Origin of the sequence: Rohdeia mirabilis, from assembly GCA_007750655.1 — a bacterium.
Lineage (GTDB): Bacteria > Planctomycetota > UBA1135 > UBA1135.
Window position 1 is genome coordinate 1,621,530 of the sequence record CP036290.1, and the last position, 18,222, is coordinate 1,639,751.

Sequence of the window (18,222 nt, forward strand, 5' to 3'; positions counted from 1 at the left end):
GTCGCAAGTGGGAGCGCGCCCCCTCGGCCCTCAACGGCGCGAGCCCCGACACCCGATGACCTCGGACGCCACCGCTTCGGCCACCACGACCGTGATCCTGACCTCGACCCGCACCAGCGCACCGCGCACCTCGTTCCATCGTGTCCGTCCCTCCGCCTCGCGTCGCGGCCGGGCGGCTCTGGCTCTCGTCGTCGCGGCATTCGCGGTCGCCGGGCTGTCGCTCGCGTTCCTCACGACGCTGCTCCAGCGCACGACCGTCGCGATCGGCGCCAGCTACGACGGCGAGCTGAACGCGGCGGCCGACGACGCGATCCAACTGGCGGTCACCGGCCTGTGGGGGGCGATCGAGCGCGACCACCGGGGTCGCACGCTGGCCATCGAGGACGCACGCGCCGCCCTCACCGAGCGCGGACTGGGTCCCGACGGCGCCGAGCTCGACCTGACCGGATCGGCGGGGCTCGCTCGGGTCGACGACCAGTGGCGAATGGGCGAGGTCTGCGTCGATCGACTCGTCGCCGAACGCTCGGACCAAGGCTCTCGCACGCTCGTGCGCATCCAGGTGACGACGCGCGTCGGCGAGCGGGAGGGTGACACCGAGCCGCTCGTGCATCGCGCCGAGCGCATCTTCGAGCTCGAGCGCCGTCCCTGGGCGGGCGGCTCGTTCGCCGTCGTGACCGAGGACCTGGGTCGAACGGCCGCTTCGCTCGCGGTCGACAGCGCACCGCGGGTCTTCAACCGCGACCCGAAGCTGGCTGGGACGTTCCAGCACGTGCGCGTCGCCGGTCTCGGAGCACTGCGGGCGCCGGACCGCGCGCTCGTCGCCGGCAGTCTGTACCTCGGAGGAGGTGGGCTCGACGCCGACGGTCGACCGATCCGCGACTGGAGTCGACTCGCTCTGGACACCGTTCGACTCGACGTGCGCGGACGCATCGTCGAGCGCGTCGACGAGCGCTCCGACGACGGCTCGTTCGCCACCCGGTCGCGCCTCCTGTTGCCCTGCGATCCGCAGCAGTACCGCGCCTTCGAGTCGCTCTACCTCGATCAAGCCGATCCGAAGCGGCGCGCGCCGATCGCGTGGCCGACCGCCTTTCCGCCCGTACCCGAACCCGCGCGAACGGCCACGTCCGGGCGACTGACGGCCGCCCGCGTGCGCGCTCGCGTCTTCGCCTCCGGGGCCCGCTACCACTTCGACGAGAGCGTCCCCGACCTCTCGGCGCCCGTCAGTGCCTCCGAAGCCGATCGACTGGTGATCGACGGCCACGTCGCCGGCAGCCTCGTCGCCATCGGAACGCCGAGCGATCCCATCCGGGTCGAGGGGGACGTGGTCGTCGACGGCGACCTCGTGATCGGTGGCACCGTCGCGGGCCGTGGGCGTCTGCTCGTGCTCGGCGCCGTACACGTCCCGATCGACCTGCTCTACTCCGACGGTCACGAGCCGCTGTTCGGTGGGCGCACGCTCGGTCGCAGTCTCGCCGGTGTCGAGAACGCCCTCGCGATCGCCGCCGCGGGCGCGGTGGTGCTCGGATCTCCGCGGACGCCCGACGGCGAGCTGCGAGCCGGACTGCTCGCGGCGTTCGAGCGCGGCCAACTCGGCGATGCCGGTGCCGCGCTCGCTCCCACGACCGATTGGACCACGGCTCTCGACCTGGCGCTCCTGTGCGAGCGTCTCTCGGCCCAGCGCGCACGGTGGAAGCCGCTCGAGGTGGACGCGGCCCTGTACTCGCGGACGGCCGTCGTCGGCTGTTCCGATCCCGCGGCGGTGGGGCAGTCCGGTGCGATCACGGTGGTGGGGAGCCTGGCTTCGCAGAACCTGGTCGTCGACGCACCCAGCGGGCTGCGGGTGCTGTTCGATCCCCGGGCGCCCGAGCTGCTCGACCTGCGCGACCCGGATCAGGTCCGTCTGACCCGCACGAGTGCCGAGCTGGGTCCGCGACCCTGAGTCCGGTGGGCCTCGAGGGCCCGCCGTCCGCGCCGCCGCAGCGGGCACCGGGCACCGGGCTCCGGGCACCGGTGCTGACCGTGGAGCTGGCGTTCCGCCGGCTCGAGCGCAGCCGCGGCGCGTCCTGTCCGACGAGGTGCGCCGGCCGTGAGCGAGAGTGGTGATCGAGAGTGGTGATCGAGGGTGGTGATCGTGGGCGAGTCCGCTCGCTCGGCTCGGTAGAGTGCTCGCCCCGAGTCCTCCGACCGAACCACGATCATGTCCACCCGCCGTCTCATCGAATGCGTCCCGAACATCTCCGAGGGACGCGACCCGAAGGTCATCGCAGCCGTCACCCAGGTCGTCGAGACCGTCGAGGGCGTCAAACTCCTCGACGTGGATCCCGGTGCGGCCACGAATCGCACCGTGATCACGTTCGCAGGTGAGCCGGAGGCGGTGATCGAGGCCGCCGTGCTCCTCGTGAAGCGCGCCGGCGAACTGATCGACATGCGCAAGCACTCCGGCGCGCACCCGCGTTTCGGCGCCACGGACGTGTGCCCGCTCGTGCCCATCAGCGGCGTGACGATGGAGGAGACCGCGGCCTACGCGCGCGAACTCGGCCGCCGTCTCGGTGAGGAACTCGGACTGTGCGTCTACCTCTACGAGGAGGCCGCGACCACGCCGGCGCGCCGCAACCTCGCCGACGTGCGCGCCGGCGAGTACGAAGGTCTGCCCGCGCGCATCGGCACCGAGCAGTGGAAGCCCGACTTCGGCCCCGCGAAGTTCGACGCCCAACGCGGTGCGACGGCGGTCGGCGCGCGCGACTTCCTGGTCGCCTACAACGTCAACCTCAACTCGACGAGCGTGAAGCGCGCCAACGAGATCGCGATGGCGGTGCGCGAGAAGGGCTGCGTGGCGCGCGACGCCGAAGGCAACGTCGTGCGCGACGCCCAGGGCGAGAAGGTGCGCGTTCCCGGCACCCTGAAGCAGGTCAAGGGCATCGGCTGGTTCATCGAGGAGTACGGCATCGCCCAGCTCTCGATGAACCTGACGAACATCTCGATCACGGCGGTCCACACGGTGTTCGACGAGGTCCAGCGCCAGGCGGACGCGCGCGGGCTGCGTGCGACCGGATCCGAGATCGTCGGCCTCGTGCCGCTCTCCTGCCTCCTCGACGCCGGACGCCACTACCTCGCCAAGCAGCGTCGCAGCACCGGAGTCAGCGACGCGGAGCTGATCAAGATCGCCGTCAAGTCGATGGGGCTCGACGACCTCGCACCCTTCGATCCCGCCACGCGCGTGATCGAGTACGTGCTCGAGGCCGGTGCCCCCGCGCGCCTCGTCGATCTGAGCGTGCGAGGGTTCGCGCTGGAGACGGCGTCGGAGTCGATCGCGCCGGGCGGTGGCTCCGTCGCCGCCGCGGCCGGGGCGCTCGGCGCCGCCCTGGGCACGATGGTCGCGAACCTCTCGATCGAGAAGAAGGGCTGGGAGGAGCGCTACGAAGAGCTCGACGCCGTCGCCGCGCGCGGCAAGGGGTGCCTCGACGAGCTCCTTCGCCTCGTGGACGCCGACACCGACGCGTTCAACGGCTTCACGGCCGCGCGGCGCCTGCCCAAGTCCACCCCCGAGGAGATCGCCGCTCGCGACGAGGCCATCCAAGAGGCCATCCGCGGTGCGATCCGCGTGCCGCTGCGCGTGATGGAAGTCTCGGTGGAGGCGCTCGAGGTGGCGGCGCTGATGGCCGAGACCGGCCTCCCGGCGTCGGCGTCCGACGCCGGCGTCGGAGCCTTGTGCGCGCGCGCCGCGGTGCGCGGGGCCGGGCTCAACGTCCGCATCAACTGTCCCGACCTCGCCGATCCCGGCGAGCGGGCCGAGTTCCTCGCCGCGGCGGACGCGCTCGTCCAGCGCGCCGAGGAGCTCGAGCGACTGGCCCTCGCCGCCGTGGACACGAACCTGGCCTGAGACGCGATGACGAACGAACGCACTCCCACCGACGCCTCGGCGACCGACTCGACCCCCGACGGATCCGAACGGCGCAACTTCGTGCAGGCCCGCATCGATGCGGACCTGGCCGCGGGGCGCTTCGCGCGTCCCCTGTGCTTCCGTTTCCCGCCCGAACCCAACGGCTATCCGCACATCGGACACGCCAAGGCGATCTGTCTGAACTTCGGTCTGGCCGACGAGTACGACGGTGCGTCCTGCAACCTGCGCTTCGACGACACCAACCCCGCCAAGGAGGAGATGGAGTACGTCGTTGCCATCCGCGACGACATCCGCTGGCTCGGCTTCGAGTGGGGCGAAGAGCTGTTCGCGAGCAGCTACTTCGAGCAACTCTACGACTGGGCCTGCCAGTTGATCCGGCAGGGCGACGCGTACGTCTGCGACCTGTCGCTCGAGGAGGCGCGCGAGCAGCGCGGCTACGGGAATCGTCCCGGTACGAACAGCCCGTACCGCGAGCGCAGCGTGGCCGAGAACCTCGACCTCTTCGCACGCATGCGGGCCGGCGAGTTCGCGGAGGGTGAACGGACCTTGCGCGCCAGGATCGACATGGCGCACACCAACCTGCAGATGCGCGACCCGGTCATGTACCGCATCCTGCACCGTCACCACCACCAGACCGGTGACGCCTGGAAGATCTACCCGACCTACGACTGGGCCCACGGTCAGTCGGACGCGATCGAAGGCATCACGCACTCGTTGTGCAGCCTGGAGTTCGAGAACCACCGCCCGCTGTACGAGTGGTACCTCGAGCGGATCGGCGCCCAGCAACCGCCCGAGCAGATCGAGTTCGCGCGCCTCCAGCTGACCCACACCGTCACCTCCAAGCGCAAGCTCGTCGAACTCGTCGAGGGCGGCCACGTCAGCGGGTGGGACGACCCGCGCATGCCGACCCTGCGCGGCATGCGGCGGCGCGGTTACACGCCGTCGGTCGTGCGCGAGTTCTGCAAGCAGGTCGGCGTCGCGCGCTTCAACAGCACGATCGACATGGTCGTGCTCGAGAACACGTTGCGCGAGGAGCTGAACCGCACGGCCGAGCGCCGCATGGCCGTGCTCGACCCGCTCGAGGTCGTGATCGAGAACCTGCCCGAGGACCACGCGGAGTCGATCGACGCCGTCAACAACCCCGGCGACGAGTCGGCGGGCACGCGCGCGGTGCCGTTCACGCGGCGCATCTTCATCGAGCGCGACGACTTCATGGAGGACCCGCCGGCCAAGTTCTTCCGCCTCGGCCCGGGACGCGAAGTGCGCCTGCGCTACGCCTACTGCATCACCTGCACCGAGGTCGTGAAGGACGACGCGGGGCACGTCGTGCGCCTGCTGTGCACGTACGACCCCGAGTCGGGTGGGGGCAAGACCTCCGACGGGCGCAAGGTCAAGGGCGTCATCCACTGGGTGCCGGCCGATCAGGCGCTGCGCGCGGACGTGCGGCTCTACGACCACCTGCTCGCGGAGCACGAGGCGAGCGAGACCGAGTCCGCGGACGACGGTGGGGACTGGAAGGCCGCGCTCAACCCCGACTCGCTCGTGACCGCGCGCGGCGCGGCTCTCGAACCGAGCCTGGCGGAGGCGGCGCCGGGGACCACGTTCCAGTTCGAGCGGATCGGCTACTTCACGGCCGACGCGGTCGATTCGAGACCCGGCGCGCCGGTCTTCCACCGCAGCGTCGCCCTGCGCGACACCTGGGCCAAGCAGGCCGAGGCCCAGGGCCAGAAGGGCCAGGGCCAGGGCAAAGGCCAGAAGGGCCAGAAGGGCAAGGGCCAGAGCCAGGCCCGCTGACGACAAGGGACCGAGCCGACGTGCCCGGGTCCGCGCGCTACTGCGGCGTGTCGGACCCGGTCGCCGGCTCGATACGCGTCACGCGCGTGGCGTCGCCGGTGCGCGCGCCCAACTCGACGCGGTAGGCGCGCGGTTCGGCCTCGGGCTCGCGCAGGCCGCGGAAGAGCACGGGGTCGGTGCGCTTCAAGAGGTCGGCCTCGATGACGCCTTCCTCCCAGCACAGCTCGAAGCGCACGCGTCCCTTCTCGACGCGCGGTCGGCCGAGGATGCGCGCGGGCACCAGTCCGTCGTCGCTCGCAGCCGCGGGCGCCTGGTCGGGCCGCGCGAGGACGAGGAAGGACATGGGCAGGTCCCGCAGGTCGATGCCGAGGCGTTTCGAGAACCGCCGCCAGAAGCCCGACGTGAACGCCTCGGGCGCGGGCGGTGCGAAGTGGTGGCACCAGCCTTCGTTCGCGGCCACGTTCGGCGCGCGCAGGCCACAGGCGCCCGAGTGGGGGCAGGGCGCCACTGGCACCAGGTCGTCGCATTCGGCTCGGAGGCGTTCGCGCAGCGCGACGAGTTCACTGGCAGCAGGCCTCGAACCGGGTTCGACGACCAGGACCCGACTCGCGCGCGACGCCAGCGCGACCAGCTCGTCGAGCCCTTTCTCGTCCAGCTCGCTCAGCACGTGGCTGACGATCAGCGTGCCGATCTCGCCCTGCGGTGCACGTCCGTCCGAGTGGGCGCGCACGCCGATCTCGGCCAGACGGTCTGTGGCGTAGGCCCGCGCGACGGCCGAACGGTCGAGCAGGTGCCAGTCGGCGTCCGCGGGCACCGCACCGGCGGCGTGGCACTCGAGCGACGCGACGCCACTGCCGCAGCCCAGGTCGACGACCGGGCCCGCGGCCGGAGCGAGGCGCGCCACCGCGGGCTCGGCCAGGACCGCGCGCCACTTCCACGCGATGCGCTGTCCGAACGACTGGTGGTAGAGGTCGAGCGTCGACGCATCGGACCAGTCGGACACCGCACCCGTGAGGTACTCGGCGCGCAGCGTCTCGAGTTGGCGCCAGTCGCGCTCGGAGAAAGAGATCGTTTCGGTCATGGTCGAAGGGCGGCGCGTGGGCCGCGAAGTGCATGGCCGCCGAGTTCGGTCGGCGTGGCTCAGTCCGCGTCCGCGGCGCGTTCGAGCGGACGGAAGCGCGAGCGTCGTGCGGCGGCCAACAGGGCCAGTAGAAGGGCGTGGACGACGAGAGCGGCGAGCGGAGCGGCCACGTGGCGGGCGACCGCTGCGGAGGGTTCATCCTCCCAGCGAAAGCGCGGCACGCCGTCGAGTTCGCCCGGTTCCATCCGGTCGCCGGCGAGTGTGCGCTCGACGAACCACGTCCGCCAGCGTTCGTGGTGGCTGCGAACGGCGTCCTCGAACCGCGCCCGCCGCGCCGCGCCGCGCCCCGCGACCTCGTCGAGGACGCGCTCGAGCGCGGTCACCGGCGACAGCAGCGCGGCCATGGCCATGAAGCGCGCGCGTTCGGCTCGCGCCCGGTCCCGTCGTTCCGCGATCGGCGCCACGAGTTCTTCGACGCGGTCCTGGGTGGCCCAGACGGCGCGCTTGTAGCTCGCGACTCCGGCGGCGTCCGCGCGCGTGCTGAGTTCGGGGTGGTCGGCCATGAAGTCGTCGAGCACGGCGGCGCGCTCGGACTGGGCCACGTGCTTCGCCTCCCGTTCGACCGAGACCTCGAGGGCGGCGGACGGACCGTCGTCCACGGCGGCCCAGGCGGCGTCCGCGGCGGCCGGCACGCCGATCGTCGCCACCAGCCACCCGCCCGCGAGCAGCAGCGCCGCCGACGCGGACCCCGCGCGTCCGACGTTGACCAGTGCGGCGGCTGCGACCCAGACACCGGTGAAGACGAGCACCGCGCCGGCCGTCGACGCCGCTCGCAGCAGTGCGTCCGGGTCCTGCGACGTGGCGGCGACCGCTCCGGCGACGACGGCCGCCGGCGTGCCCAACAGGACGAGGCGCGGCAGGAGTTTGCCGAGCAGCAGCGTTCCGACCGGGACCGGCGTGGCGAAGAGCAGCACGGCCGTGCCGCGTTCGCGTTCCTCGGTCAACGCGCCGTAGCAGAACGCCAGGACCACGAGCGGCAGCAGCCACGCCAGCACGAAGGCCGGATCGAGCGCGCCCGCACCGACCAGCGTCGGATTGGTGGTGGTGGTCTCGCCGCGCGCCAGCTCCAGCGCCGCGCTCGTCACCAGCACCGCGTCGGCGGCCAGCACGTCGTCCTCGGCGGCGAGCGCCCCTGAACCGAGCTCGGGCAACAGCGCATGGCGCGCACCGTGGCGCAGCCCGATCCAGTGCGGATCCGCGTACAGCCGTTCGGCGAACGTCGCGCCCTCCGCGAGTCCCGTGACCAGACGCTCGCGGTTCTCGTCGAGCGTACGCTGGTCGAGCTCCTCGATCAGCGCGAGGTCGGCGCGCGCGGCCGCGACCCGTTCGCGCCCGGCGTACGCGCTGAACACGAGCAGCGCCGTGAACGCGATCCACAGGAGCACGTGGGCGGGGCTGCGCAGGAGCTCGCGCACCTCGTGCTGGGCCACGGTCGTGAACTGGCCGATCGTGCGCGGAGCCGTCATCGGTCCGAGCGCGAACCCGGGCGGCGCGCGATGCGGTCGGCGGCGAGTCCGACCAGGGCCAGGGCGAGGAGCAATTGGACCGCGATCTGGAGCGCGCTCGTCCGCACGCCGGCGAGCGCCCAACCAGCCGAACGCGGGACGTAACGGTGAGTTCCGACCTGTTCCCAGGTCTCGCGGCCGACCGCGAACCCGGGTTCGGACGCGCGTTCGTCGTAGGTCAACACGTCGTTGAGCGTGCGCACCATGTGGGCGCGGAACGTCTCGACGCTCGCGTCCCAGTCGGCGAGGTGCCGGCGGTCCGTTCCGGCCATCGACGCCGAGGTCCGACCCAGGGCGATGCGCGGACTGATCCACGCGAATCCGTCGAGCACGTCCTCCTGCGTCGCGTGGCGTTCGTCCAGGTCGCCGTAGCTCTTCGCGTACACCGCGCTCTCGAGTTCCTCGCCGCGTTGCAGCACCCAACCGGCGAAGTTGAACGGCAGGTCCGCCACGTCGTCGACGGCGTGCTCGGCGAGGACCTGGGCCTTCAGCTCGGCGTAGGCCGGACTCGTGGGGTCGTGCGCCGAACCGATCTCGGACAGTTCGGCGGCGACGCTCGCGGCCAGCGCGCGCGGACTCGGCAACGGCACGGCACGGCTCGCGGCGTCGGCGGCCAACCGCGGAACGAGCAGCGCCGTGACGCCCCACAGCGCGAGTCCCGCGACGAGGCTCGCGCGCGCGGTCGGCATCAGCCCCGACAGGCCGACGACGACGAGGCACCACAGCACCGCGTGGGCGAGTTGGGCGGCGCCGAAACCGAGGCTGCGCAGGGTGTCGGCGCCCGGGGGGAGGAGCAGCAGCACCGCGGCGGCGATCGCGGCGGGGACCAGCGCGAGCAGCACGGCGGCGACGAGGCCCAACGCCTTGCCCACGACCAGAGCTCGCGGGTTCGCGCCCAGACCGACGAGGTGCGCCAGGGTCCCGCGGTCGCGTTCGCCCGCCAGCACGTCGAAACCCACCAACACGATCAACAGGGGCAGCAGCACCTGCGCCATCCCGCTCGGACTGCGCAAGGGAGCGGGGACGGTCTCACCGCGACTGCGCGCGCCGCGCGTGTGCGACTCGACGAACGTGGCCACGCCGCTGTACGCCGTCGCGCCGGGATCGAGGAACGACAGCTGCGACAGGGGCAGGAACGTCCACGTGCCGAAGTGCGTGGCCGAGTGGGGGTTCTTCTCGCCCTGGTCGAGCCAGGTGTCGTGCACGGCGTGGCTGGCTGCCTCGCGCTGGTCGGCGCGTTCGGTCGCGTCGAGCCAGGCCGACGACATGGCCGCGAGCAACAGCACGAGCAGCAGTCCCGCCAGCGTGCGGAAGCGGCGGTCGCGAGCCAGCCGGACCAGTTCGTGGCGTGCGATCGCTCCGATCACGGACGTGCGGTCCCGGGCGGGGCGTAGACGGTCTCGAGGTAGAGGCGCTCGAGTTCGCTCGGTTCGACGTCGGCGCCGTTCACCTCGAGCGCCAGTTCACCCGCGACCAGCACGCCGATGCGATCGCCGCTCGTGGCGGAGCGGAACACGTCGTGCGTGGCCATCAGGATCGCGAGACCCTGACCGTCGGCCAGTTCGCGCAGCAGCGTGGCGAACTCGTTCGAGGCGCGCGGATCGAGTCCGGTGGTGGGCTCGTCGAGCAGCAGGCAGCCGGCGCCCTTCGCGAGCGCCGCGGCGATGCCGACCCGCTGGCGCATGCCCTTGCTGAACGTGCCGACCCGCCGGTCGCGAGCCTCGCGCGCGAGTCCGACGCGGTCGTACAGCGCGTCGGCCGCGCCGCGTTCGAGTCGCTGGCCGGTGGCGAGTCGCGCCAGGTACGCGAGGTTCTCGATCGCCGTGAAGCGCGGGTAGAGGCGCACCTGGTCGGGCACGTAGGCCACGCGCTGGCGGGCGCGCAGCGGCTCGGCGGCGGTGTCGATGCCGTCGATCGTCGCCGTTCCCGCGCTCGGACGCTCGAACCCGAGGAACAACTGGACCGTCGTGGTCTTGCCGGCTCCGTTCGGCCCCAGCAGCGCGTAGACCTCGCCCGGTTCGACGCGCAGGTCGAGTCCGGCCAGAGCGACGACTTCGCCGTAGGTCCTGCGCAGCCCGCGAGCTTCCAACATGGGATCGGGACGAAGGCCTGCGGCCCGAATCGGTCAGTCGGTGTAGCTGAGGGAGCAGACCTCGGCCTTGAAGCCGCCCGTCGCCGCCGGTTCGAACTTGGTGCACTGCACCATCTCGCCGCCGTAGACGTGCAGCGTGACCGCCACCTCGTCCTCGTCGTTGGCGATCACGTGGTACTCGAAGGGCGGGATCAGCGCGCCCGACTCGCCGACGCCGGCGTGGATCGTCTCGCGCTTCTCGAAGTCCCACACGCCCGTCGTCGAGCAGAGGTTCGCCGTGCGCTCGTAGCTGTCGACGCGGATCCGTCCGCGGTAGACGCACTCGACGCACCAGCTGCCGGAGTGGTCGTGCAGCGGCGTGTGCTGCTGCGGGTTCCAGATCATCAGCACGGCGCTGTAGCGGCCGGCCGGATCGTTGTGCAGCAGGCGGCGCGCGTAGTGCTCTGCGTCGGGGCGCGCCAGTTCGGGCGTCAGCAGTTCGTCGGCGCGGGCGGCGCCCCACTCGAGGGCGTCGCGGATCTGTTGACAGCGGGCCCCGTCGTTCGGGGCGTCGACGGCCGCGTCCAGTCGGCGTACGAGATCGGCGGCCGCGTCGGTGGTGGGGGTGTTCATCGCGTAGGGAGAGGGAGGGGCCGGGTGGGGTGCGGTGGGCTCCGGATGGCCGCCCGGCGGACGCTGCCGAGGGTACCACGGACAGGTTCCGCTCCCGAGCCCGGACGGGCCCCGGCGAGCGGGCTGGTACCCTGCGCGCCGAGCGCCCGGAGCCGAGAGCTCCGCGCTCGCGGGCCCTTAGCTCAGTCGGTTAGAGCACGCGACTCATAATCGCTTGGTCGTAGGTTCGAGTCCTACAGGGCCCACCACCGCCGCCACCGACGGGCCCTCGCCTCAACCGGGTCCGGCGGGCAGACCGAAGGGCTCGACGCGCTTGAGCGACTTGTCGAGCAGCGTGTGCTTCGTGAGCCGCTGCAGCCAGTGGCGCGCGCGGGTCAGCGGGTGGATCGGGAACTCGGCGTCGTAGCGCGCGAGGTAGGGCTCGAACTCGCCGGTGATGCCGTTCTCGTCCTGCTGCGCGAGTCCAGCGGCGATCTGCCGGTCGAGGATCGCCTTCTCGCGGACGCCCTTCAGTCCGTGTTCCTCGCACTGGACCTTCAGCACGTAGCCGAAGTCCGCGAACGGGATCGTGAGCGAGCCGATGAACATCGCGCCGCCCGACGGCTGGGGGACCGCGACGATCGAACGCACGACGCGCTGCGTGCCGATGCGATCGAGACCGACCTCGATCAACGGTGCTCTCGGATTCACGAAGAGCGCGCGGTAGGCGGCGACGAACGCCTCGTCCGTCGCGGCTTCGTGCGGCAGGTCGGGCGCGGTCCGCACGATCAACAGACCGATCCCGTCGCCGTCCGGGGTGCGCCAGACGCGCACGCCGTCCTGGTCGCCGAAGAGGGTGGCCTGCGCGTCCTGGAAGCGCACGTGATCGAGGGAGGGGGTGTATTCAGCGTTCACGGGACAAGACTACTCGCCGTCCGGGGGCAGGACGAAGGGTTCACGGCCGCGGCGGGCGCGGATCCAGTTCAGGGCGCGGTGGATCGTCGGTCGCCGCACGATCTTCTGCTCGAGGGCGCGCTTCTTGGGCAGGTCGAGCAGGACCAGAGCGGCGAGCAGCGTCAGGATCCCTTGGCCGGGCAGCACCAGCATCGCGAGGCCGATCAACAGGAGGACGGCGCCCGCGACGTTCTTCAGGACCTGCACCAGGCGCCAGGTGCGGAGGTAGCGCTGGGTCCAGGCCGGGCGCGGCGGGTGGTCGCCGACGAAGTACTCGGCCGGCAGGGCGCCCACGGCGATCGGCAGCAGGAGCGCGCTCAGGACGAACGTGGCGATCGAGGCGCCGACGGCCCAGCTCGTGAGGGTGGGGTGGTCGCGGACGAAGTCGAGGAGGGCGTTCACAGGGGCTCTCCTTCCGACGTTCGCGCGCTCGGTTGCGCCGCGCACGGCGCCCGCTCGTCGCGACGCTTCATCGCGGCGGCGCGTCGCGCCTCGACTCGAGCGACCCCAGTCGGACGTCGGCGATCAGGGGCAGGTGGTCGGAGGCGCGGCGCGCGAGGTCGAGGCGGCTGCGGAAGAGACTGGTGAGTTCGACCTCGCCTCGCACGTAGACCGCATCCAGCGCGCGCACCGGTGCGATCGCCGGATAGGTCGAGATCGGACGCTGTGGGCCGTCGAAACCGGCCGGTGCGACCTGGCGCGCGATCTCGCCCCACACGTCGTTCAGGTCGCCCGCGAGCACGACCGGCGTTCTGCCGCGGACGCGCGTGTACGGATCGCACGCGAGGAAGCGCTTGATCTGCAGGCGCCGCTCGATCCCCGACAGACCGAGGTGCATGCAGAACAGGTGCAGACTGCGCGTGTGACCGTCCTCGAGCGGGATGCGCGCTCGGGCGTGGAGCACGCAGCGCGCCTTCTTCGGCCGGATGCGCAGGTCGACGTTCTCCACGTCCTCGAGGGGGAAGCGCGACAGGATCGCGTTGCCGTACTCGCCGCCCTGGCCGCGCTTCCTGTGGACGACGAAATACGCGTTGTGGGGGAGGTCGGACTCGGCGAGGGCTTCGGCCAACTGCTCCAGCTGGGGCCGCACTCCGAAGCGCGGCGATCCCTGTGCCACCTCCTGGAGGCAGACCACGTCCGGGGCGTAGTGCGCGATCACCTCGGCGATCCTCGCCGGGTCGTGGCGCCGGTCCACACCGCCGACGCACTTGTGGATGTTGTAGGTGAGGATTCGAACGCGCATCGGTCCAGACGGCTCGCGGCGGCCTGCACCACGCGCGAGTTCCGGGTCGAGACGGTACCGCGCGCCCCGGGAATCGGATCCCGACTCGGGTGGGCGATCCCGCTGGTAGGGTCTGTCCGTGGAATTCCTGTGGTCCTCGCTCAGCCTGCTCTCGCTCGTCGGGTCGATCGGCGGAACCGTGCACCTGCTCCTGCACTACCGCCGCCCCGCGTCGGCCGTCAGTTGGCTGTTCGCGCTCTGGTTCCTGCCTCTCTTCGGCGTGGCTCTGTATCTGATGTTCTCGGTCTACGAGGGGCCGCGGCGGGTCCGGCGCCGCCGCCGTCTCTCGCGGCGCCTGCGCGAGCGCGAACGCGTGGTCCGAGGCGAGACCGAGGGTTCCGACGAGTCCGAGTACGAGGACCGTCTCGCGCCGGTGGCGGAACGGGTGGGCGCGCTCCCGCCGATCGCGGGGAACGCCATCGACCTGCACGCGGACGGTCCGGCGGCGCGCGCGGCGTACCTCGAGCTGCTGCGCTCGGCCGAGGTGGAGATCCTGCTCGAGACGTTCAGCTGGGAGGACGACGCCTTCACGCGCGAGGTCGTCGCGGTTCTGGCGGAGAAGCTCGCGGCCGGCGTCGACGTGCGCGTCCTGATCGACGCCATCGGCGCGCGGCGCCTCTTCGACCGCAACCTGCGGGGACTGATTCGCGCCAAGATTCCGTTCGAGCGCTTCCTCGAGCCCAATCCCTTGAAGGGGCGCTTCCAGATCAACTTCCGCAACCACCGCAAGATCCTCGCGGTGGACGGCAAGCGCGCGATCGTCGGCGGTCGCAACTGCGTGCTCGACTACTACGAGACCGGCGACGACAGCATCCGCGACCTGACCGTGACGATCGCTGGACCGGCGGTCGAGGCGCTGCGGAACCTGTTCCTCGAGGACTGGATCGTCGCCACCGAGTCGCTCGACGAGGAGCCCGTCGACCTGGGCGCGCCCGCGGCGGTGGGGGACACCGTGGTGCGCGTCATCCCGCACGGGACCGACGAGGATCGCGACGCGTTCCTGCCGCTGCTCAGCGCGGCGCTGCGCGAGGCCGAGTCGGAGATCCTGATCGTCACGCCGTACTTCGTGCCCGGCATCAGCATGACGCACGAACTCGAGATGGCGGCGTTGATGGGGATCCGCGTGCGCCTGCTGGTTCCGCGCCGCAGCCCCGAGCGCTGGCCGGACATCGGCGCGCGGCGCTTCTTCGGGTCGTTGCTCGAGGCGGGGGTCGAGATCTACCGTCGGCCGCTGCCGTTCATCCACGCGAAAGCGATCATCGTCGACGACAAGCGCAGCTTCCTCGGTTCGGCGAACTTCGATCAGCGCTCGTTCCATCTGAACTACGAGCTGACCTGCGAGATCCCCGACGAACGCTTCTCGAAGGCGTTGCTGGAGCACTTCGCGCCCGATCTCGAACTGGCCGAGCGGCTCGATCCGAAGGTGTTCGCGAACCGGCCCTGGCACACGCGCGTGGCCGAGAATTTCGTGGCGTTGTTCGAACCGCTCCTGTGAACCTGTGGCGCGCGCCGACGGACCGGCTCAGCGCTCGCGTTCCCCCGCGCCGCCGCACATGACCAGTCCGCCGCTCTCGACGGACATCAGCAGCAGGTAGGCGAGGTTCACGACGGACTCCTCGGCCATGTACGGCGCGCCCATGTGCGGCGTCGAGTAGCGCAGGCCGTAGCCCGGCTCCCAGTTCGCGAGGAAGCGCCAGCGGTACTGCTCGAGCACCTGCTCGAAGGCCGCGCGGTCCACCACGGCCAGCGAGATCAGACCGAGCGCCGCCCCGGGTTCACCGTAGGCGTGGCTGTTGAACATCCACGGGTGCCGCTCCGCCATGAGTGCGGTCAGAGGTCCGCGCATGCCGGCCTCGTCGTCGCCGCGCAGGTGCTCGGCGAGCGCCACGAGTCCGGAGCGCGACCAGAACTCGTCCTGGTCGCGGTACGAGCCGTTGTAGCCCATACCGCCGTGCCCCTCGTTCGCCGGATTCGACCACGAGTGTTCGACGTAGGGACGGATGTGCTCCCAGACGGTCGACTCCACGCCACAGCGTCGCGCCAACGCGTCGAACACGAGCAGGTGCGCGGCCGGCGCCATCAGCGCCTTGTCGTCGTAGGGCAGACCGTCGGGACCGTGGCCGAACGCCTGCGTGCCCCACTTGGACTCGTGGGTCGTGGTCGGCAGCCAGGCGCAGGCCTTCGTGACCCAATCGAGGACCGCATCGTCACCCGTCGCGAGGTTCCACTCGCAGAACAGCCAGCCCTGGTAGGCCACGGCCCAGTAGGCGAGGCCGGTCAACTCGGCGGGTTCGGGGCGCTTCTCCTTCAGGAAGGCGATGGTGCGCTCGATGCGCTCGGTGTGGCGCGGGTCGCCCGTCCCGAGCAGGGCCAGCGCGCCGAGCCCCGGGTTGACCTCGTTCGCGCCGGGCCACGCGCCGTTCTTCTGCTGGTGCGACTCCGCCCACAGGACGAGGTCGCGCTCGAACGCGTCCGCCAGCGGGCCTCGCAGCGGGAAGCCGGCGTCGAGCGCGTCGCCGAGGTTCTCGCCGTCGATCCCGAACGCGGCGGGCCGGAAGGGCTGGTCGAGTTCGACGCGCAGTCCTCCTTCCGGACGCAGGACCGTGAAGGCCACGCTCGTGCGACCGGCGCGCGCCGCGGACTCGAGCGCGTGACCGATCACGGACTCGTGGCTGGCTTCGAACCACTCCCAGCCCGGTGCGACGCTCGAGACGGGCAGCGGCCGGTCGTCGACCGCCACGACCAGGTCGCCGACGCGCAGCCCGGCCCGTTCGGCCGCACCGCCCGCGCGCACCGCGAGGATCGAGAAGGCGCGGCACTGGTGCTCGGTCAGTGCGACCAGCCCGAGCGCACCCACGTCGAGGCGGTCCGGACCCAGGACGCCATTGGCCTTGCCGAGCAACTTGGGCGTCGGAGCGGTGTGGAAGCGCTCGACCGTCGGGTTCGCGAGGACGACGCGTCCGCCCACCGAGCGCACGACGAGGGTGGAGCGCTCGGGGAGGTCGGCCGTTCGTGCGGCGTCGAGACGGGCGACGACGCGGAGCGGACCGGACACGTCCGCGAGCGTCGCGAGCACGTAGAGCCCCAGCGGCTCCCCGTCGAGCGTCACCTCGAGGCGTACGTCCGGCGCCGACTCGAGCACGTCGAACTGGACGGTCACGTACCAACCCTTCGGGTCGAGGCCTTCGACCTCGGTGCGCGCTGGAACCGTGACCGCGAGCTCGAGCCGCCCGTCGCCGTCCAGCTCGAGCGCGTCCGGCGGGGCCGTCGTGGCGAGCCGATCCGCATGCAGCGGAGACGCCCAGGAGCCGAGGAGGAGGGCGTGGGCGAGGACGAACGAGGTCAGGATCCGCATGGTCGGCAGTGGGGATGGGGGGCCGGGGTCCGGTCGCGGGTGCGCGGCTGGCGGCACCCTACGCCAGGACGGGGGTCCGGGCCGACGCTCGACCCGCTCAGCGACTGCGCGGGCCCGGGCTCGGGGCGGGTTCCGGCGCGGCTGGTACGAGTTCAGGGGCGGCGCCGCGCCGCTCGCCGTCCGTCGATCGCGCTCGCAGGACGCGCTCGAGCCAGGCGCGGAGCAGTCGGCCACCGGGGCGCTCCACGTGACGGTGGATCACGAACGCCAGGGCGCACATGCCCGCGACGACGGCGACCAACAGCACGTGCGCCTCGACGCGCTCGTGGAAGCGGTTGAACAGCATGAACCCGATGTTCTGGTGCAACAGGTAGAGCGGGTAGGTGAGCGCGCCGAGTGCCGCCAGTCGCGGAGCGGCCATCCAGCCCGAGCGGCGCAACGCCACGAGGGCGATGACGGTGAACGACAGCGTGACCGCGATCACGATCGCGGCGGGTTCGAACTCGACGCCGAACGCGCGCTCGAGGACCGGGATCCGCGCCAGGGCGTTGCGCAGCGCGAGGCCCCAGCTCGCGACGTACAGCGCGACCCGGGCGGCGGTGAGTCCGCGGTCGTGCACCAGGTACGCGACCATCCCACCGCAGAAGAACGGTGCGAAACGCAGGGCCAGGTTCCGCTCGACGAAGCTGCCGCGCTCGACGTCGAGCAGGGCCGCGGCCGCCAGCCAGGCCACGACCAACCACTGCACGCGGTGGACCTGGCGCAGCGCCACGAGCAGTCCGATCAGCAGGTAGAAGCGGATCTCCACCACCAGCGACCAGTAGGCGCCGTCCACGTGCTCGACGCCGACGAAGCCGTTGAACATCGTCAGATTCCACAGGAACTGCAGCGGCGTCACCTGGAAGCGCTCGCCGCCGATCGCGACCGCCGTCAGCGCGGTCAACGCGCAGCAGACCCAGAAGGCCGGGTACAGGCGCGACGCCCGTGACGCCACGAAGTGCCTCAGGCCGCCGCGCGACGCACTGATCAGGATCACGAAGCCGCTGATCATGAAGAACAGCTCGACGCCCAGGTGTCCGTACTTCGCCACCGAGGCGAGGCGCGGGTAGGCGATGTCCGTCATGCCGTCCGCGGCGCTCCCACGGAAGGCGTAGTGGAAGAGGACGACGGCGAGAGCGGCGAGGAAGCGCAGGAGATCCAGCGCGAGGACGCGTCGGTCGCGGGCGCCGGTCGGTGTCGCCGCGGAGGGGGTCGCCGCTACGTCTTCGAACCCCGTGCCCGCGGGCGGGCGCCTTCGGTCGGTCGTCGTCGGAATCGGCGCAGCCTCGCGCGATCGCCCGATCTCGGGCACAGCGGTGGACGGCACCCCCTGCGCGGGGGAGATCGGGTCGGGCATCGGAGGGGGGGGCGCGGCGGGCAAGGGCCACGGAACGGATGCCTGGTTCGAAGACCCGACACCTAGACCTCGGGGGGGCACGCGGACGGGCGCGCCTTCGGGGAAGTGGGCACGACGCTACCTCGCCGGCGCGGATCCTGCACGTCCGCGGAACAGCTGTTCGAGGGCGAAACGGGGCCGGAGGTTCCAACTCCTGTTGGTGGACGCGAAT

14 protein-coding genes and 1 tRNA gene are annotated in these 18,222 nt (G+C 71.6%); 5 read left to right on the forward strand and 10 right to left on the reverse strand.

Annotated elements, in window-relative coordinates:
* Positions 1-55 precede the first annotated feature (55 nt).
* The 3 genes from Pla163_RS06035 (at position 56) to Pla163_RS06045 (ending at position 5,695) form a co-directional block, all read left to right on the forward strand.
* Positions 56-1,939: a hypothetical protein gene (locus tag Pla163_RS06035; protein ID WP_145185094.1), complete on the forward strand. Its 1,884-nt coding sequence runs from the start codon at positions 56-58 to the stop codon at positions 1,937-1,939.
* Positions 1,940-2,197: 258 nt separating this feature from the next.
* Entirely contained in the window at positions 2,198-3,880 is a 1,683-nt protein-coding gene (gene ftcD, locus Pla163_RS06040) for a glutamate formimidoyltransferase (protein WP_145185097.1), read from the forward strand.
* Positions 3,881-3,886: 6 nt separating this feature from the next.
* Positions 3,887-5,695 (forward strand): glutamine--tRNA ligase/YqeY domain fusion protein, encoded by a 1,809-nt coding sequence (locus Pla163_RS06045; RefSeq protein ID WP_145185100.1) that lies wholly within the window; start codon positions 3,887-3,889, stop codon positions 5,693-5,695.
* Between the two features lie 37 nt (positions 5,696-5,732).
* On the opposite strand, the gene Pla163_RS06050 is transcribed toward Pla163_RS06045, so the two are convergent.
* The 5 genes from Pla163_RS06050 to Pla163_RS06070 are packed head-to-tail and all read right to left on the reverse strand — an operon-like array spanning position 5,733 to position 11,045.
* Positions 5,733-6,776: a small ribosomal subunit Rsm22 family protein gene (locus Pla163_RS06050; protein WP_145185103.1), complete on the reverse strand. Its 1,044-nt coding sequence runs from the start codon at positions 6,774-6,776 to the stop codon at positions 5,733-5,735.
* A 59-nt stretch (positions 6,777-6,835) separates the two neighbouring features.
* The gene (locus tag Pla163_RS06055; protein ID WP_145185106.1) at positions 6,836-8,302 is read right to left on the reverse strand and encodes a DUF3526 domain-containing protein; all 1,467 of its coding nucleotides are present in this window, start codon (positions 8,300-8,302) and stop codon (positions 6,836-6,838) included.
* Positions 8,299-9,708 (reverse strand): DUF3526 domain-containing protein, encoded by a 1,410-nt coding sequence (locus Pla163_RS06060; RefSeq protein WP_145185108.1) that lies wholly within the window; start codon positions 9,706-9,708, stop codon positions 8,299-8,301. The genes Pla163_RS06055 and Pla163_RS06060 overlap by 4 nt, the downstream gene beginning before the upstream one ends.
* The gene (locus Pla163_RS06065) at positions 9,705-10,433 is read right to left on the reverse strand and encodes an ABC transporter ATP-binding protein (protein WP_145185111.1); all 729 of its coding nucleotides are present in this window, start codon (positions 10,431-10,433) and stop codon (positions 9,705-9,707) included. The genes Pla163_RS06060 and Pla163_RS06065 overlap by 4 nt, the downstream gene beginning before the upstream one ends.
* Before the next feature lie 33 nt (positions 10,434-10,466).
* Positions 10,467-11,045, reverse strand: a complete 579-nt coding sequence (locus Pla163_RS06070) for a cysteine dioxygenase family protein (protein WP_145185114.1) — start codon at positions 11,043-11,045, stop codon at positions 10,467-10,469.
* 171 nt (positions 11,046-11,216) lie between these two features.
* Here Pla163_RS06070 and Pla163_RS06075 point away from each other — a divergent pair.
* A tRNA-Ile gene (locus Pla163_RS06075) sits at positions 11,217-11,293 on the forward strand.
* Between the two features lie 25 nt (positions 11,294-11,318).
* Here Pla163_RS06075 and Pla163_RS06080 read toward each other — a convergent pair.
* From Pla163_RS06080 to Pla163_RS06090, 3 genes are all read right to left on the reverse strand, one after another.
* On the reverse strand, positions 11,319-11,939 hold the full coding sequence (locus Pla163_RS06080) for a hypothetical protein (RefSeq protein WP_145185117.1): 621 nt from the start codon (positions 11,937-11,939) through the stop codon (positions 11,319-11,321).
* A gap of 9 nt (positions 11,940-11,948) precedes the next feature.
* Positions 11,949-12,380: a PGPGW domain-containing protein gene (locus Pla163_RS06085; RefSeq protein WP_419186371.1), complete on the reverse strand. Its 432-nt coding sequence runs from the start codon at positions 12,378-12,380 to the stop codon at positions 11,949-11,951.
* Positions 12,381-12,447: 67 nt separating this feature from the next.
* Positions 12,448-13,221: an endonuclease/exonuclease/phosphatase family protein gene (locus Pla163_RS06090; protein ID WP_145185124.1), complete on the reverse strand. Its 774-nt coding sequence runs from the start codon at positions 13,219-13,221 to the stop codon at positions 12,448-12,450.
* A 118-nt stretch (positions 13,222-13,339) separates the two neighbouring features.
* Here Pla163_RS06090 and Pla163_RS06095 point away from each other — a divergent pair, with 118 nt between their 5' ends.
* Complete coding sequence (locus Pla163_RS06095; RefSeq protein ID WP_145185127.1) at positions 13,340-14,755, forward strand: phospholipase D-like domain-containing protein; 1,416 nt, start codon at positions 13,340-13,342, stop codon at positions 14,753-14,755.
* A gap of 27 nt (positions 14,756-14,782) precedes the next feature.
* On the opposite strand, the gene Pla163_RS06100 is transcribed toward Pla163_RS06095, so the two are convergent.
* Positions 14,783-16,615, reverse strand: coding sequence for a DUF6288 domain-containing protein (locus Pla163_RS06100; RefSeq protein WP_145185145.1), 1,833 nt, complete (start codon positions 16,613-16,615; stop codon positions 14,783-14,785).
* Between the two features lie 97 nt (positions 16,616-16,712).
* Positions 16,713-17,981: an acyltransferase family protein gene (locus tag Pla163_RS06105; protein ID WP_419186372.1), complete on the reverse strand. Its 1,269-nt coding sequence runs from the start codon at positions 17,979-17,981 to the stop codon at positions 16,713-16,715.
* Positions 17,982-18,222: the final 241 nt, after the last annotated feature.

What these genes read in the sequence shown, in the direction of transcription:
- Pla163_RS06035 (WP_145185094.1), top strand. Translation starts at nt 56, where the DNA reads ATGACCTCGGACGCCACCGCTTCGGCCACCACGACCGTGATCCTGACC.
- ftcD (WP_145185097.1), top strand. Translation starts at nt 2,198, where the DNA reads ATGTCCACCCGCCGTCTCATCGAATGCGTCCCGAACATCTCCGAGGGA.
- Pla163_RS06045 (WP_145185100.1), top strand. Translation starts at nt 3,887, where the DNA reads ATGACGAACGAACGCACTCCCACCGACGCCTCGGCGACCGACTCGACC.
- Pla163_RS06050 (WP_145185103.1), bottom strand. Translation starts at nt 6,776, where the DNA reads ATGACCGAAACGATCTCTTTCTCCGAGCGCGACTGGCGCCAACTCGAG.
- Pla163_RS06055 (WP_145185106.1), bottom strand. Translation starts at nt 8,302, where the DNA reads ATGACGGCTCCGCGCACGATCGGCCAGTTCACGACCGTGGCCCAGCAC.
- Pla163_RS06065 (WP_145185111.1), bottom strand. Translation starts at nt 10,433, where the DNA reads ATGTTGGAAGCTCGCGGGCTGCGCAGGACCTACGGCGAAGTCGTCGCT.
- Pla163_RS06070 (WP_145185114.1), bottom strand. Translation starts at nt 11,045, where the DNA reads ATGAACACCCCCACCACCGACGCGGCCGCCGATCTCGTACGCCGACTG.
- Pla163_RS06090 (WP_145185124.1), bottom strand. Translation starts at nt 13,221, where the DNA reads ATGCGCGTTCGAATCCTCACCTACAACATCCACAAGTGCGTCGGCGGT.
- Pla163_RS06100 (WP_145185145.1), bottom strand. Translation starts at nt 16,615, where the DNA reads ATGCGGATCCTGACCTCGTTCGTCCTCGCCCACGCCCTCCTCCTCGGC.